General features: G+C 56.8%; 11 protein-coding genes and 1 riboswitch. Of the genes, 5 read left to right on the top strand and 6 right to left on the bottom strand.

The window, feature by feature from the left end; genetic code table 11:
- Positions 1–383: 383 nt before the first annotated feature.
- From metA to aceK, 4 genes are all read left to right on the top strand, one after another.
- Complete coding sequence (gene metA / locus SB719_RS16340; RefSeq protein ID WP_412159420.1) at positions 384–1,313, top strand: homoserine O-succinyltransferase MetA; 930 nt, start codon at positions 384–386, stop codon at positions 1,311–1,313.
- Between the two features lie 259 nt (positions 1,314–1,572).
- The gene (gene aceB / locus SB719_RS16335; protein WP_412159419.1) at positions 1,573–3,171 is read left to right on the top strand and encodes a malate synthase A; all 1,599 of its coding nucleotides are present in this window, start codon (positions 1,573–1,575) and stop codon (positions 3,169–3,171) included.
- Positions 3,172–3,188: 17 nt separating this feature from the next.
- The gene (aceA, locus tag SB719_RS16330) at positions 3,189–4,490 is read left to right on the top strand and encodes an isocitrate lyase (protein WP_304234978.1); all 1,302 of its coding nucleotides are present in this window, start codon (positions 3,189–3,191) and stop codon (positions 4,488–4,490) included.
- Positions 4,491–4,572: 82 nt separating this feature from the next.
- Positions 4,573–6,309: a bifunctional isocitrate dehydrogenase kinase/phosphatase gene (aceK, locus tag SB719_RS16325; protein ID WP_412159418.1), complete on the top strand. Its 1,737-nt coding sequence runs from the start codon at positions 4,573–4,575 to the stop codon at positions 6,307–6,309.
- Here aceK and iclR read toward each other — a convergent pair.
- The 6 genes from iclR to pgi form a co-directional block, all read right to left on the bottom strand.
- On the bottom strand, positions 6,306–7,139 hold the full coding sequence (iclR, locus tag SB719_RS16320; RefSeq protein ID WP_412159417.1) for a glyoxylate bypass operon transcriptional repressor IclR: 834 nt from the start codon (positions 7,137–7,139) through the stop codon (positions 6,306–6,308). The two genes, aceK and iclR, sit on opposite strands and share 4 nt — an antisense overlap.
- Positions 7,140–7,332: 193 nt before the next feature.
- Complete coding sequence (locus tag SB719_RS16315; RefSeq protein WP_304234983.1) at positions 7,333–9,423, bottom strand: YjbH domain-containing protein; 2,091 nt, start codon at positions 9,421–9,423, stop codon at positions 7,333–7,335.
- Positions 9,423–10,160 (bottom strand): capsule biosynthesis GfcC family protein, encoded by a 738-nt coding sequence (locus SB719_RS16310; protein WP_304234985.1) that lies wholly within the window; start codon positions 10,158–10,160, stop codon positions 9,423–9,425. Before SB719_RS16310 ends, SB719_RS16315 begins: the two co-directional genes overlap by 1 nt.
- Positions 10,157–10,804, bottom strand: coding sequence for a YjbF family lipoprotein (locus SB719_RS16305; protein ID WP_412159416.1), 648 nt, complete (start codon positions 10,802–10,804; stop codon positions 10,157–10,159). The genes SB719_RS16310 and SB719_RS16305 overlap by 4 nt, the downstream gene beginning before the upstream one ends.
- A 73-nt stretch (positions 10,805–10,877) precedes the next feature.
- Positions 10,878–11,126, bottom strand: a complete 249-nt coding sequence (gene yjbE, locus SB719_RS16300) for an exopolysaccharide production protein YjbE (RefSeq protein WP_065650405.1) — start codon at positions 11,124–11,126, stop codon at positions 10,878–10,880.
- Positions 11,127–11,632: 506 nt separating this feature from the next.
- On the bottom strand, positions 11,633–13,279 hold the full coding sequence (pgi, locus tag SB719_RS16295) for a glucose-6-phosphate isomerase (RefSeq protein WP_065650404.1): 1,647 nt from the start codon (positions 13,277–13,279) through the stop codon (positions 11,633–11,635).
- 454 nt (positions 13,280–13,733) lie between these two features.
- Positions 13,734–13,928: riboswitch (Lysine riboswitch) on the top strand.
- 112 nt (positions 13,929–14,040) lie between these two features.
- Here pgi and lysC point away from each other — a divergent pair.
- Entirely contained in the window at positions 14,041–15,396 is a 1,356-nt protein-coding gene (gene lysC, locus SB719_RS16290; protein ID WP_065650403.1) for a lysine-sensitive aspartokinase 3, read from the top strand.
- Positions 15,397–15,687: the final 291 nt, after the last annotated feature.

The following is a 15,687-nucleotide window of genomic DNA, read 5'->3' as shown; positions in this document are numbered from 1 at the left end:
TGAAACGCCGTAGCGCCGATGGTAGTGTGGGGTCTCCCCATGCGAGAGTAGGGAACTGCCAGGCATCCAACAAGTAAAAAAGCCCTGAACAGACGTTCAGGGCTTTTTTACGTCTGCAGAAAATAACTTTTACGTTCGCTCACGGGCTTTGCTCAGGCATCAGTACGCTATGCGTACTTTTTTCACCTTAAAAAACATCTTACCTTCTGGCTTTTTATACCGGCGCACTTTTCCTTCCTCTCTGCCGCTGCCGGCTATACCACTTTAAGCTGAAACATTTTCATAAATAGCATGAATTCTCGACATTCGCCTTCTGCCAGGCTAATCTCGGGCATCTGGATGTCTAAACGTTTATATGGTTATCAGCAAGAGGTGAGCAGGTTATGCCAATCAGGGTGCGCGACGAATTACCGGCAGTGAATTTCTTACGTGATGAAAATGTGTTTGTGATGACCTCATCGCGTGCCCGTGTTCAGGAGATCCGCCCGTTAAAAGTATTGATCCTTAACCTGATGCCAAAAAAGATCGAGACTGAAAATCAGTTTTTACGTCTGCTCTCAAACTCACCGCTGCAAATTGATGTGCAGCTGTTGCGCATAGACAGCCGTGAATCACGTAATACTCCCAGCGAACACCTGAATAACTTTTACTGCAATTTTGAAGATATTCAGCACGATAACTTCGATGGTCTGATTGTAACAGGCGCGCCGCTGGGGCTGGTTGACTTCAACGATGTGGCTTACTGGCCGCAGATCCAGCGCGTGCTGCACTGGGCAAACGAGCACGTTACTTCTACGCTGTTTGTCTGCTGGGCGGTACAGGCCGCGCTGAATATCCTGTATGGCATACCCAAACAGACGCGACAGAATAAACTGTCCGGCGTCTATGAGCATCAGATCCTGCATCCGCATGCGTTGCTGACGCGCGGCTTTGATGACAATTTTCTGGCGCCGCATTCGCGCTATGCCGATTTCCCCAGCCAGCTGATTCGCGACTACACCGATCTTGAGCTGTTTGCTGAATCTGAGGCGACCGGCGCTTATCTGATGGCGAGCCGGGACAAGCGGCTGGCCTTTGTAACCGGGCACCCCGAATATGACGCGCTGACCCTTGCAGGTGAATTTCACCGGGATAATGATGCGGGCCTGCAGCCGGAAGTCCCATTTAACTATTTCCCGCAGAACAATCCGGCCCTGCCGCCACGTGCGACCTGGCGCAGCCACGGCAACCTGCTGTTCTCTAACTGGCTGAACTACTATGTTTACCAGATCACGCCGTTTGATCTGCGCCATATGAATCCGACTCTCGACTGATCTCTTTTTAGCTTCTCTCCACCGCGATCGCCCTCAGGCCATCGCGGTTTTTTATGTCTTTTCCAAAGCAGAAACCATTGCCTTTATTTCGAAGATTTAAATAACGTCATTTTCATAGGGTTAAACGTTATCTATCATAAAAATGGAAATAGTTTTTGAAATAAAAATTAAAATACATATGCTCTGATCCTGTCGGTTACAAAACATCCAGTACCCCGATCCCGGCGATAAAGCCGGATCGCTTCAGGAGACAGCCAGCATGACAGATACGGTTATTCATTCAACGCTGACCTTCACTCAGCCCTTCTCTGACACGGAGCAGCAGCTGCTGACGCCGGGCGCTATCGATTTTCTGCAGGCGCTGGTTGTGCGCTTTGCCCCGGAACGCGATCGTCTGCTTAAAGCACGCAGGCAACGTCAGCAGGAGTACGATCGCGGAGCACTGCCCGACTTTAATCCGGAAACGGCTTCCATTCGTGAAAGCGCCTGGCAGGTGCGCGCACTGCCGGCGCTGCTGTGCGATCGCCGGGTCGAAATTACCGGGCCACCCGATCGCAAAATGACGATTAACGCCCTGAATGCCAACGTCAAAGTCTTCATGGCTGACTTTGAAGACTCACTGGCGCCGTGCTGGAACAAACTGATGGACGGGCAGCAGGTGTTGCGCGAGGCGGTCGCCGGTACGCTGCGATTCACGCGCGAAGATGGCCGGATCTACCAGCTGCGTTCCGATCCTGCACTGCTGATGTGCCGGGTACGCGGATTACATCTGGACGAAAAACACGTGGAATGGCGCGATAAAGCGATTCCGGCTGGCCTGTTCGATTTTGCCCTCTACGTGTTCCATAACGTGCGGGCACTGCAGGAGAAAGGGCACGCGCCGTGGTTTTATCTGCCTAAAACCGAACACGCCAGTGAGGTGGCATGGTGGCGTGAGATCTTTCGCTTCAGCGAAGATCGATTTGATCTGCCGCGCGGTACGATCAAGGCCACGGTACTGATTGAAACGCTGCCCGCGGTGTTCCAGATGGATGAGATCCTGTGGGAGCTGCGCGACCACGCGGTGGCGCTTAACTGCGGCCGCTGGGATTACATCTTCAGCTACATCAAAACGCTGGGCCAGCATAGCGATCGCATTCTGCCCGATCGGCAGCAGATCACCATGGATCAGCCCTTTCTGGACGCCTATTCCCGGCTGCTGATCAAAACCTGCCACCGGCGGGGCGTACTGGCCATGGGCGGTATGTCTGCACTCATTCCGGCGAAAGAGGAAGCGCGGAATAGGTGGGTAAAAGAGAAGGTTGAAGAAGATAAAGCGCGCGAAGCGGGCAACGGTCATGACGGCACCTGGGTGGCGCATCCCGGTCTGGCGGACAGTGCAATGGAGGTGTTCAATCGCCAGCTGGGTGAGCACGCTAATCAGTTACACGTAACGCGTGATACCGATCCACCGGTAACGGCCGGACGGCTGCTGCGTCCCTGCCGCGGTCTGCGTACTGAAGCGGGAATGCGCGCAAACATCCGCGTAGCGCTGCAGTATCTGGAGGCCTGGATTAGCGGCAACGGCTGCGTACCGATTGAGGGACTGATGGAGGATGCAGCAACGGCTGAAATCGCCCGCGCCTCTATCTGGCAGTGGATCCGGCACAAACAGATCCTGAGTGATGGCCAGCTGGTCACCGCTGCCTTGTTTGAGCAGTTTCTTGACGAAGAGCTGGCCGCACTGCGCCAGCGCTACGGCGACGTACGTTTTCAGCAGGGACGTTTTGAAGATGCGGCCGCGCTGATGGCGCAAATCACCACGGATAAAGAGCTGGTTCCATTTCTGACGCTGCCAGGCTACCGCCTGCTGGCCTGACCCCCGGAGAGAGTGCTATGAATCGGACACAACAGATCACACAACTGGAAATGAGCTGGCAGGATGCGCGCTGGAACGGTATCACGCGTCCCTATCGGGCAGAAGAGGTCATCAGCCTGCGCGGCTCGGTAACGCCCGCCTGCACGCTGGCAGAACGGGGCGCCGTCAGGCTCTGGTCGCTGCTGAACGGCGGCGCGACTAAAGGTTATATCAATAGCCTTGGTGCGTTAACCGGGGGGCAGGCAGTGCAGCAGGCGAAAGCCGGTATCGAAGCGATCTATCTCTCGGGCTGGCAGGTGGCGGCGGATGCAAACCTCGCCGGACAGATGTATCCCGATCAGTCGCTCTATCCGGTTAACTCTGTGCCGGAAGTGGTGCAGCGGATTAATCAGAGTTTTCAGCGCGCCGATCAGATCCAGTGGGCGAGTGGTCTGTCACCGGAGGATGACGCGTATGTCGACTATTTTCTGCCGATAGTGGCCGATGCGGAGGCGGGCTTTGGCGGCGTACTGAACGCTTTTGAGCTGATGAAATCGATGATTGTGGCCGGGGCTGGCGCCGTGCATTTTGAAGATCAGCTGGCGGCGGTTAAGAAATGCGGTCATATGGGCGGTAAAGTGCTGGTGCCGACGCAGGACGCGATTCAGAAACTGGTGGCAGCACGTCTCGCGGCTGATGTCATGAATGTGCCCACCGTGCTGATTGCGCGCACTGATGCAGACGCCGCCGACTTAATTACCTCTGACTGCGATCCAAATGACAGCGCGTTTATCACTGGCGAACGTACGCCAGAGGGATTCTTTCGCACCCGTGCCGGCATTGAACAGTCGATCAGCCGCGGCCTTGCCTATGCGCCTTATGCCGATGTTTTGTGGTGTGAAACCTCCACGCCCGATCTGGCGCTGGCGCAGCGCTTTGCGGACGCGATACACGCACGTTTTCCGGGCAAACTGCTGGCCTATAACTGCTCGCCTTCGTTTAACTGGAAGAAAAACCTCGACGATCGCACCATCGCCCGCTTTCAGCAGGCGCTGAGCGACATGGGCTATCGCTTTCAGTTCATCACGCTGGCAGGTATCCACAGTATGTGGTTCAGCATGTTTGACCTGGCGCACGCTTATGCGCAGGGGGAGGGCATGCGCCACTACGTTGAAAAAGTGCAGCAGCCGGAATTTGCGGCGCGCGATAAAGGCTACACTTTTTCCGCACATCAGCAGGAAGTGGGCACCGGTTATTTTGACCGTATCACCACGGTGATTCAGGGTGGCGCATCTTCTGTAACGGCGCTGACCGGCTCTACGGAAACCGCACAGTTCTGATAACGTCAGACCTGACGTGAAAAGCAGGCGCCGCTGCCGCGCAGCGGCGCGTCTTATGGCAATCGCGTACCGGAGGTGGCTGATGTCACCCAGAGAATCCCTTATTGCTCACACTATCCTGCAGGGCTTTGACGCGCAGTACGGACGTTTCCTTGATATCACCGCCGGCGCGCAGCAGCGGTTTGAGCAGGCTGACTGGCCGGCGGTGCAGCGCGCTATGAAGGAGCGTATTCACCTGTATGATCATCATGTCACGCTGGTGGTCAGTCAGTTACGCGTACTGAGCGGGCAGACGGAGTGGGACACCGCATTCTGGCTGCGGGTAAAAGCGCATTATGAGGCGCTGCTGCCGGGCTATCCGCGCCATGAAATTGCCGAGAGCTTTTTTAATTCCGTTTACTGTCGTCTGCAGGGGCACAGCCATCTGTTTCCGGAGCGCCTGTTTATTCACGCTTCGCAGCCGGCACTGAAACAACCGGAATCGCAGCGTCCGCTGTCGCGTCTCTATGCTCCCCGGCCCGACTGGCAGAGTGCGCTGCGGCAGTTAGTATCCGAGCTGCCTCTGCGGCTGCCGTGGCAGGATCTGGCACGCGATATCCGCTGGATCGAGCAGCATCTGAGGGAAGCGTTCAGCGCGGTGCAGCTGGAGGGTGCCACGCTGGAGGTCGCCAGCGAACTCTTTTATCGTAACAAAACTGCGTGGATTATCGCGCGGCTGCAGTTCAGCTGCGGTGAGATCCTGCCCTGTCTGCTGCCGATCCAGCGCGACAGCAGCGGACAGCTGTGGATCGATACCTGTCTGACGGATCGCGATGAGGCAAGTATCGTTTTCGGCTTCGCCCGCGCCAGCTTTATGGTTTACGCCCCGGTGCCTGCGGCGCTGGTGGCGTGGCTGCAGCCGCTGCTGCCTGGCAAAACCCTGGCCGGGCTCTATATCGCCATTGGCTGCCAGAAACATGGTAAAACCGAGATCTACCGCGAATATCTGCACTATCTGGCCTGCCATGATGACGCATTTACCCTGGCGCCTGGCATACGCGGCATGGTGATGCTGGTCTTTACCCTGCCGGGTTACGATCGGGTGTTCAAGGTCATCAAAGATCGTTTCGCGCCGCAAAAAGAGGTAACGGAAGCGCAGGTACACGCCTGTTACCAGCTGGTAAAAGAGCACGATCGCGTCGGACGCATGGCCGATACGCAGGAGTTTCGCTACTTTGCTTTGCCGCGCGCGCGCATTCCTGACGCGCTGATGGCGGAATTCATGCGTGATATACCGGAAAAGATAACGCTGCGCGGTGACAGCGTGATCATTCGCCATCTCTGGCTGGAGCGCCGCATGGAGCCGCTCAATCTCTGGCTGCAGCACGCCAGCGAAGCGCAGCGACGGCATGCGCTGGAGGAGTACGGCAACGCCATCTCTCAGCTGGCGGCAGCGAATATTTTTCCCGGCGACATGCTGTTTAAAAATTTCGGTATGACGCGCCACGGCCGCGTGGTGTTTTATGATTACGATGAAATTCGCCTGATGACCGAGCTGATATTCCGCGACGTTCCGCCAGCGCGTTATGAAGAGCAGGAGCTGCAGGCCGAGCCCTGGTACAGCGTCGGAGCAGATGATGTGTTTCCGGAGACGTTCCGCTACGCGCTCTGCAGCGAACCCGCGACCGGCAGGCTGCTGCAGGCGCTGCATCCGCAGCTGTTTGACCCTGGCTGGTGGCGGGCGCTGCAGGTGCGCATCCGCAACGGCCATGTTGAAGAGGCGATGGCGTGGCGTAACGCCCGGCGCTTCAGCGTGCGCTACGCCACGGTGGCGGTTTAACGTCCGGCATAAGCCTGCGTGACCGTCCGGGCGGCGCGGATCACCAGCGCACCCAGCTCGGTGATGCGATCGTCCGTCATGCGGGCCAGCGGGCCTGAAATAGAGATCACGGCAAAGGCGTCGCCGTGCTCGTCATAAATGGGTGCCGCTACGCAGCGCAGCCCCAGCGCATGCTCCTCATCATCGTGTGAGAAGCCCATTTTGCGGATCAGCGCCAGATTCTCTTTCAGCGTATGCGGCGACATCAGCGTTTTGGGGGTATAACCGTGCAGGCCTTTCTGATGCAGCAGCGCGGTCACCTGTTCATCATTCAGATGGGCCAGAAAGGCTTTTCCGGCGCCGGAGGCGTGCATCGGCAGCTTGCCGCCAATCGGGGCTGACATTCGCATCAGCTGCGTGCACTGCACCTGATCAACAATCACCGCCTGATAATCACTGAGATCCAGCACCGCCAGATTCACCGTCTCGCCGGCTTCCTCCATCAGTCGCCGTAACACCGGATGCACAATGGCCAGCAGATTGCGGCTCTGCAGAAAACTGCTGCCCACCACAAACGCATGGGCGCCAATAGTCCAGTAGCCCAGATCGCCCACCTGATGCACAAAGCCCTGCTGCTGCATCGTGGAGAGCAGACGATGCGTGGTTGAATTTGGCAGGCCCGCCTGCTGCGCCAGTTCAGTCAGCGCCACGCTGCCGTGCGCATCGGCAATCAACTCCAGCAGACGCAGGCCGCGCGTCAGCGACTGAACCTGACCGCCAGCAGGCGGCGTAGCCGCAGGGGATGTGACGCGAGGTTTTTTTCCGCGTTTAGCCGGTACCGGGGTAGCCATAGTTGCTCCATTTCAGCGTTGTACGTGGAAACCATTTTCGTTTTAATCATTATGGAGGCAAATGCAGCTGTGCTGGTCGGATCTGTAGCAATGAGGCAAGAAACCGTGCGGTGTCTGGCTGACGCCAGGGGGAAGAGAAGTGGAGTGTGTATCAGCACAGCTAAAGTGCGCGGGTATTACCCCGCGCATGGTGTTAATTAAAGCGCGCGTCGCGATCGGCGGTTAAATCGTAGAGCTGATATTTACGACTCAGCATCTGGCCACCATCACGCGTCAGCGGCACCCAGTTCACCTGCGCACGGCCGCGCGCTGGCGTCACAGTAAACAGATCCATCGGAATCGAAATATAGAAGCCTTTGGTAAAGTCGCCTTCGCCATACGCTTCGGATGAAACGTTGGTTTTGGTGGCGTAGAAACCCACGGTGACGCCGCTGTCGTAGCGTTTGGAGACATCCAGCGTGGCGCCTTTATCTTTCGCCAGATACTGTCCCACGCTCGCTTTCACCAGCACATCCTGCATAAACCACGGACGCCAGTAGGCGGTCAGATGGCCGGTTGGCGCTTTGTAGTCGCGGAACTGCATCATGTTGTCCCAGTCGCGCTGTTTAACGTAGTTAGCGTCTGCGCCCACTGCCCAGTTGCTGTCCACTGGCCGGTAGAGCACTTCAGCACCGGCGCCGCCATACATGGTTTCCAGATAGCCGCCATAAACCTGGCCATAAATGTTGTTACCGAGGTAACGCATATAGTTGGCCTGCAGATCGTTGACGTAGAGATTGTTTTTCACATAGTCGCGGATATGGGTACGCACGCGCGGTAGCGTGGAGTCAGAGGGCGCGCCGTTATAGTTGAAGCGGTCATAGTTGTTCACGATATTACCAAACAGGCTGCCGCCCACCAGCAGGTGATCGGTCAGCCAGTAATCGGCGTTCGCCATCGCGCCAACCTGATACATATAGAAGCTTTCCGGCCCGCCCACTGACTGGTTGAGCACCGGCGACAGGCTGTAGTTCAGGCGATCTTTACGCATGAACAGGCCCTGCTCAGTTGCGCCCGGATCGACCGGATTATCGCGCGACTGCTGCAGCGGCTGATCGTGTCCCAGCGGATAGCCGCTGAGCGTATTATGCAGACTGGCCACCTGCGTGCGCGTCGTCACCTGCGGCATATTAAAGCGCGACTCTGTGACGGCAATCGTATCAATGCCGGCCGGCAGATGATTCATCATTATGCGATTGGCGCGGTCAACCCCTTCGCGCGTATCGCGATATTTGATTTGCTCGCCGCTGACGTAAAGGGTCGCGCCTTTGGTCTGGATGCGCGGGCCGTTGAATCCGGCATCATATTTCAGTGCGCTGAGCTGGCTGGCGACCACGGCAGAATCCAGCAGATCGCCCTGCGGATGCGGGTCGTAAGCGGGTTTCGGCGTATCAATATGCGTCTGGCGCAGATCGTTGAAGTTGGTGCGAAGGGTGATGCCAAACATAAAGGTATTGCCGCGCTCATAGCTGGCGTTGATATCTGCCCAGTCAGTGAGGCGATAAATCGCGCCAGCATTGACCTTGCTGCGCTGCTCCAGCCGTCCGGCAAAGTCATCCTGATAGTCGTTGCCTTCATATTCCAGCTTAAGGCGCAGCGGCTGCCAGGGGGTCTGATACTCCACGCCGCCAAACAGGGCAGCGGGGCCATGAAATAGCTGCGAGCCATTGACTGCACCGGCCGTCCCGCCACCGGTACGGCTGCAGTAGCTGTCGCTGTAAGAGCAAAACGGGTTTTTCACGGTGCCGCTGCTGCCGAGATAGCCCCAGCCGAGGCCCAGCGTAAAATCAAACGGTCCCCAGGCTTTAGACGCCACCAGATACTCGCTGTCAAACAGCCCGGTACCGCCGAGGTCGCGCGAACCCACCGCCACCTCCGGCAGCCAGTAACTCTCCTGCCAGAGACGCAGTTTCAGATCGAACGCTTTATCTTTATAGCTCTGATTACCACTGAAATCTTCCACGCCGCTGTAGCGACGGGTGCGCACATCGGTATAGCGTACGGTGGTTTCCAGCCACGACAGAAGCTGCAGTGAGGCGGAATAGTAGCGGTACTGATCGTTATCCCGGGCGTTAAGACTGAATTCGCCCTCTTTCGCCATGCGCGCGGTTGGCGTCTGCATCAGGCCGACGCCACCAAAATCGGATTGTGAAGGGCCCACCGGCTGCGGCCAGGTTTCAGCCTGCACCTGACAGGCGGCCGAGACGGATGCAGCCAGCAGGCTGAGCAGTAGTTGTTTTTTCATTATTGCGGGATCCGGTGAGTCAGAACAGAAATCAGACGCGTATTTAAATCTGCCTGGCCCCACGGCAGGCTCCATGAGGTAAAGCCGAGCCAGATAATGCTGCCGGGTTCGACTTCAGCATGACGCTGATTCCAGTACGCGACCGGGACCTGCCGGACCTCGCCAGAGGGCGCAATAACGGTGGCCACGCTGCGCTCACCGCCGGTCAGGCGGTCATGTGCGGCGAGATAGTCACGCACGCTGCGCCCTGGCTGCCAGGATTCGGCGCCAGGCCGGGTGAGGGCGCCCAGAATCAGCACCTGATGCGGTTCCGGCAGGGTATAAAGATCGTAACTGCCCTGCAGCGCACGATCTGCCTCCGGATGCAGGCGCAGCCAGTCGATATCCAGCGACGTAAACTGCCGGCCGGTAACCGGCAGCGCGTCGAGCTGCCGGATCACTGCACCGATGGTCGCACCCAGTGCGGCGTCGCTGCTGTTTTGCCAGGCGCGCAGATCGGCCAGCAGCTGGCTGCGCTGTTGCTGTACGGCAGCGGTAGCGCCGCGCTCTGCGATGACGGTGCCGGGCCACCAGGTGCTGAGGCCAGGATGCGTCAGCAGCTGACTCAGGCGCTGAAGATCATTGATTTGCACGCTGCTTTCGCCAGGCGCGGTGTGCACGGTAATCTGGCTTGCGGCCAGCGCGCTGCCTGCCGCAGGCAGAGCCAGTGCAGCCAGCAAGGTAATTATTTTTTTCATGATTTAGCCGGCTTCAGAAGAGTGGTTACAACAGGAAACTGGTCAGCGGCAAGCGTCTGCTGCGCCTGCAGCACCGTGCCGTCACGATTGTCGATCCAGAAAATGTTCTGCCAGGTGCGGTTCAGGCTCGCCATCGATACATTTTCATGCCAGATGCGGCACGGTACCGCTTCTCCCGCCAGCGTCAGCACTTCATCAGTGCCGCGCTGAAACTGCGAGGTCGCCGTTGCGGCGCGTACCCGATCCTGTTCACGCCACTGCACGACGCGTGTCCAGCTCGCTCCATTCTGCAGATGCAGTGCATCAGCCAGCGGATCCCCGGCGAGGTTACTGACCGCCTGCAGGTTGTCGCGCAGCCCCAGCGTTTTCACCAGGCGTCCCTGCTGCATCACCAGCATCGCTTTATCCTGAGTCACCCACTTCTGCTGACCCGCTTCAAGATAGCCGAGTACCACAAAGATACGTGCGCCATTGTCGATGCGGGCGTACATACTGGCGTAAGGCAGTTTCTGAATCTGTTCTGCACTGACCGTCACGTCGTCCGGACCATTAACGGCAAGCATGACGGTCTGCTCAAGACCTTTTTGCGTCTGTGTGCAGGCCTGCAGCAACAGACAAAGCAGCAGCAAAGAGAGTTGGCGCACTGTGTATCCCTGTCAAAAAAACAAAAGCCAAAAATAACCACACGGGCGTGCGGTCAGGAGAAAAAGTGTCTTATCAACGGATAGTGCCCGTTGTGGTTGTTGTTGTACCCGTATTTGCGCCGTCACCGCCGCCGCCAGCAGCGGCAAGACCGAGGCCCACCAGCGCGCCGAGCGCGCCAATCCCCACCGCAGTCGATGCGCCCGAGGAGATAGCTCCCGCCTGTGCGCCAGCTGCCGCGCCGGTCTCTTCCGGTACGGCATGGGCGGCAGAAGAGGCCGCGATATATAACAAGGCTGCACCGGCAGCCACGAGTTTTTTCATAACAGCGTTTCCTGCATTGAGAACAAAAAAGAATGAAGGCGCTATCCCGGTTTCAGGCGCGTTCACGCCAGAGCAGTAAAATATCAGCGTTCAGCAGACTAAAAAGCGCGCTCTTATCCGGCTGCTGTTGTATTACAGGCAGACTTAAGTGGCGTAAACACCCTTTTTCCGTGGCACGTTTGCCACTGTCTGAAGAATAAATATGACGACATTATATACGGCAGGATTTTACACATTTTTAGTAAAATTTGGCACGGAATAGGAATTATCGGATTTTCCTGACGGGTTGTAAATTTAAATTGGCGCGCATTCAACACGATAGGGTGCCTGGCGCATACAAACAGATCCGTTAAAAGCTGTGGTTTATACGGTGGCTTAGCGTAATGTCAGATTTTCTTTAGCAGGTGGGGAAGATATTTCATCAGCAATGAATGGCCGTATTAAAACCGGAAAACTAACGGGATAAAAAAGGCGGCCAGCGGCCGCCCTGATAATCTTAACGCAAATTAACGCCAGGATTTATAGCGATTGATTAAGCCATTGGTGGAGCTGTCGTGGCTGGCAATATCAGCATCATTTTCAAGCTCAGGCAAAATACGGTTCGCCAGCTGTTTGCCCAGTTCCACACCCCACTGATCAAACGTGTAAATATTCAGAATGGCACCCTGTGTGAAAATCTTATGTTCATACAGGGCAATCAGCGCGCCAAGGCTGTAAGGGGTAATTTCGCGCAGCAGAATAGAGTTAGTCGGACGGTTTCCTTCAAACACTTTAAACGGCACAACGTGCGCCACGGACTCCGCCGATTTGCCGGCATCCGTAAACTCTTTCTCTACCGTATCGCGTGACTTACCAAACGCCAGCGCCTCGGTCTGAGCAAAAAAGTTCGACAGCAGCTTCTGGTGGTGATCGGCCAGCGCGTTATGGGTAATAGCCGGTGCGATAAAGTCACACGGCACCAGCTTGGTCCCCTGGTGGATCAGCTGATAAAACGCATGCTGACCATTGGTGCCAGGCTCGCCCCAGATAATCGGGCCGGTCTGGTAGTCGACCGGATTGCCCTCGCGATCGACATACTTGCCGTTCGATTCCATATTGCCCTGCTGGAAATAGGCGGCAAAGCGATGCATATACTGATCGTAAGGCAGAATCGCTTCGGTTTCAGCACCAAAGAAATTGTTGTACCAGATACCAATCAGCGCCAGCAGTACCGGCAGGTTCTGCTCTGCCGGGGCAGTGGCAAAGTGCTGATCCATGGCGTGCGCGCCGCTGAGTAGCTGCGTGAAGTTATCAAAGCCGATGGAGAGAATAATAGAGAGGCCAATTGCCGACCAGAGTGAGTAGCGCCCGCCTACCCAGTCCCAGAACTCAAACATGTTGCTGGTATCAATACCAAACTCGCTGACCGCTTTGCCGTTGGTAGAGAGCGCGGCGAAATGTTTTGCCACGTGCTGCTGATCGCCCGCCGTTTTCAGGAACCAGTCGCGCGCGCTGTGCGCATTGGTCATGGTTTCCTGCGTGGTGAAGGTTTTTGAGGCCACCAGGAACAGCGTGGTTTCCGGATTCAGATCTTTCAGCGTCTCGGCAATATGCGTACCGTCAACGTTGGAGACAAAGTGCATGTTCAGATGGTTTTTATAGGGGCGCAGCGCCTCTGTAACCATAAACGGGCCGAGATCGGAGCCGCCGATACCGATGTTGACCACGTCAGTAATGGGCTTACCGGTATATCCCTTCCACTCGCCACTAATGATCCGCTCAGAGAAGCCTTTCATCTTATCCAGCACGGCGTTGACTTCCGGCATCACATCTTTGCCATCAACCAGAATCGGCGTATTGCTGCGGTTGCGCAGCGCCACGTGCAGCACGGCGCGCTCTTCCGTACGGTTGATCTTCTCGCCGGAGAACATCGATTTAATGGCGCCCGCCAGGTCGGTCTCTTTAGCCAGCGCCTGCAATTTAGTGAGGGTTTCCTCAGTGATACGGTTTTTTGAGAAATCCACCAGCATCTGATCATCGAACGTAGCGGAGAATTTCGCAAAACGATCGGCATCCTGCTGAAAAAGATCGGCGATCTGCACTGATTTCATCTGTTCAAAATGCTGCTGCAGCGCTTGCCACGCTGCGGTTTGTGTCGGATTAATATTTTTCATGGCAACACTCTTGTTGATATAAGAACCGTCATTTCATCCGGGCGCGTTCCGCTGGCCCGGCCTGCTTAGTTTCTCTTACGGCGCGCTGCGGATACCCCGGTCTGTGCCTGTGTATCAGGCGCATAACCGCGTCGGGTACAGTCGAACAGGCATCGCACAAACGCATTTCAGTATGACCATAGTTGAAGGGGAAAGGAAAAATTTTGTGACCCTGGCCGCGCGGTTTCAGCGAAATCCAGGCACCAGTATGCAGCAGGCAGAAATGACAAATTCTGAGGCACATCAGTAAAAAGCCGCGTAAGCAGGCGATGTTGTGTCAGACATTATGCGTCAGGCGCGGCGCACGTTTTCACCGGAGCCGCACGGGTTAAAAAATCATTTATCCGGGCGCTACAAGGCTGGACAGCAGCACAATTTGTCGATAATTTATGCCCGCGACTTGCACCTCCGGGTGCAAGCCAGAAGAGGCGCGTCGCCCAGGCAGTGTGTTTGAGGATCCGTATCCGGCGAAAACACATCAGGGGGTGCGACGCCGAGATGGCATAACACGCGGAGTGTTGTGCTGTCGGCTGCAGGGGCTGAATCCTCTGGGTTGTCACCAGAAGCGTCCGCAGTCGGACGTTTCGCAAGGTGAAGTGCTTTTGGTGACTCATCTCCTGATCTTGTCTGTCCAATTCCGCTCTTCTCTTGTGCCAAGGCTGTTATCCCTGTCTTCTGAACCGAATTCCCGGCAGAAGATAACCTGACACGAGGTTTGTTACATGTCTCAACCGTTGATTGTGGCAAAATTTGGTGGCACCAGCGTTGCCGATTTCGATGCCATGAACCGCAGCGCGGACGTTGTGCTGTCCGATACCCATACCCGTCTGGTCGTGCTCTCTGCGTCTGCTGGCGTAACAAATTTGCTGGTAGCGCTGGCCGAAGGCCAGGAGCAGGCAGAGCGTACGCAGATGCTGGATGAAATTCGCCGTATTCAGTACGCCATTATCGATCGCCTTGCCGCGCCGGACGTAATCCGCGACGAGATCGACCGCGTGCTGGAAAACATCACCATGCTGTCAGACACCACGGCGCTGGCAAATTCTCTTGCTCTCACCGACGAACTGGTCAGCCACGGCGAACTGATGTCAACGCTGCTGTTTGTCGAGATCCTGCGCGAGCGCGGCGTTAATGCAGAGTGGTTTGACGTACGCAAAGTGATGCGCACCAGCGATCGTTTTGGCCGGGCAGAGCCGCAGGTGGCTGAGCTGCAGACGCTGGCGGCGGCGCAGCTGCAGCCGCGCATTGCGGAGGCGCTGGTGGTTACCCAGGGCTTTATCGGTAGCGAGAGCAAAGGACGCACCACCACGCTGGGCCGCGGCGGCAGTGATTATACTGCTGCGCTGCTGGGCGAGGCGCTGCGGGCTGAGCGCATCGATATCTGGACCGACGTGGCCGGTATCTATACCACCGATCCGCGCGTGGTGCCGGCTGCGCGCCGTATCGAAGAGATCACCTTCGAAGAGGCGGCAGAGATGGCCATTTTTGGCGCGAAAGTGCTCCATCCCGCCACGCTGCTGCCGGCGGTACGCAGCGACATCCCGGTGTTTGTCGGCTCCAGTAAAGATCCCGCCGCCGGCGGCACCCGCGTCTGCAATGAAACGCGCAATCCGCCGCTGTTCCGCGCGCTGGCACTGCGTCGCAAGCAGACGCTGCTGACGCTGCACAGCCTGAACATGCTGCACGCGCACGGTTTTCTGGCTGAGGTGTTTGCGATTCTGGCGCGCCATAACGTTTCCGTAGATCTGGTCACTACCTCTGAAGTCAGCGTGGCGCTGACGCTGGATAACACCGGCTCTACCAGCAGCGTGGATAGTCTGCTGACGCAGGCGCTGCTCACCGAACTCTCTTCGCTGTGCCGCGTTGAAGTTGAAGAGAACCTGGCGCTGGTGGCCATTATCGGCAATAACCTGTCAAAAGCCTGCGGCGTGGGTAAAGAGGTGTTTGGGGCGCTGGAGCCATTTAATCTGCGCATGATCTGCTACGGTGCCAGCAGCTATAACCTCTGTTTCCTGGTGCCGACACCCGATGCGGAAGCGGTAGTACGCGCGCTGCATCACAACCTGTTTGGTGCCTGATCCCCTTTATCATGCTGATTAGCCGGACGCTGTCCGGCTTTTTTTCCGGTTAATCCCGCCATATCTGCTGGCGTTTGCCGCAAAGCGCAGTGTTATTTCCCGCCTCAGGACGCAATATGCAGCAGCTGATAGGCAATTGCCGCTGGCACCGTCGGCGGCGATAACGAAATGTTATGATCCCTTCCGATCGCGGCGATCGTTCCCTGCGCGGTCCTTCACCTGTGGCAAACCATTTAAAACCGCTCCGGCCTGCTTATATACCGGAAAAAGGTCTCTGAAAAAGGATGTGCT

The organism is Pantoea sp. SIMBA_079 (assembly GCF_046940275.1).
Lineage (GTDB): Bacteria > Pseudomonadota > Gammaproteobacteria > Enterobacterales > Enterobacteriaceae > Pantoea > Pantoea borealis.
This window is presented reverse-complemented; position numbering and strand designations above follow the sequence as displayed.

Bases quoted from the DNA above. Each gene is read 5' to 3' on its own strand.
- aceK (WP_412159418.1), top strand. From the start codon at position 4,573: ATGTCACCCAGAGAATCCCTTATTGCTCACACTATCCTGCAGGGCTTT.
- iclR (WP_412159417.1), bottom strand. From the start codon at position 7,139: ATGGCTACCCCGGTACCGGCTAAACGCGGAAAAAAACCTCGCGTCACA.
- SB719_RS16315 (WP_304234983.1), bottom strand. From the start codon at position 9,423: ATGAAAAAACAACTACTGCTCAGCCTGCTGGCTGCATCCGTCTCGGCC.
- lysC (WP_065650403.1), top strand. From the start codon at position 14,041: ATGTCTCAACCGTTGATTGTGGCAAAATTTGGTGGCACCAGCGTTGCC.
- aceB (WP_412159419.1), top strand. From the start codon at position 1,573: ATGACAGATACGGTTATTCATTCAACGCTGACCTTCACTCAGCCCTTC.
- metA (WP_412159420.1), top strand. From the start codon at position 384: ATGCCAATCAGGGTGCGCGACGAATTACCGGCAGTGAATTTCTTACGT.
- yjbE (WP_065650405.1), bottom strand. From the start codon at position 11,126: ATGAAAAAACTCGTGGCTGCCGGTGCAGCCTTGTTATATATCGCGGCC.
- SB719_RS16310 (WP_304234985.1), bottom strand. From the start codon at position 10,160: ATGAAAAAAATAATTACCTTGCTGGCTGCACTGGCTCTGCCTGCGGCA.
- pgi (WP_065650404.1), bottom strand. From the start codon at position 13,279: ATGAAAAATATTAATCCGACACAAACCGCAGCGTGGCAAGCGCTGCAG.
- aceA (WP_304234978.1), top strand. From the start codon at position 3,189: ATGAATCGGACACAACAGATCACACAACTGGAAATGAGCTGGCAGGAT.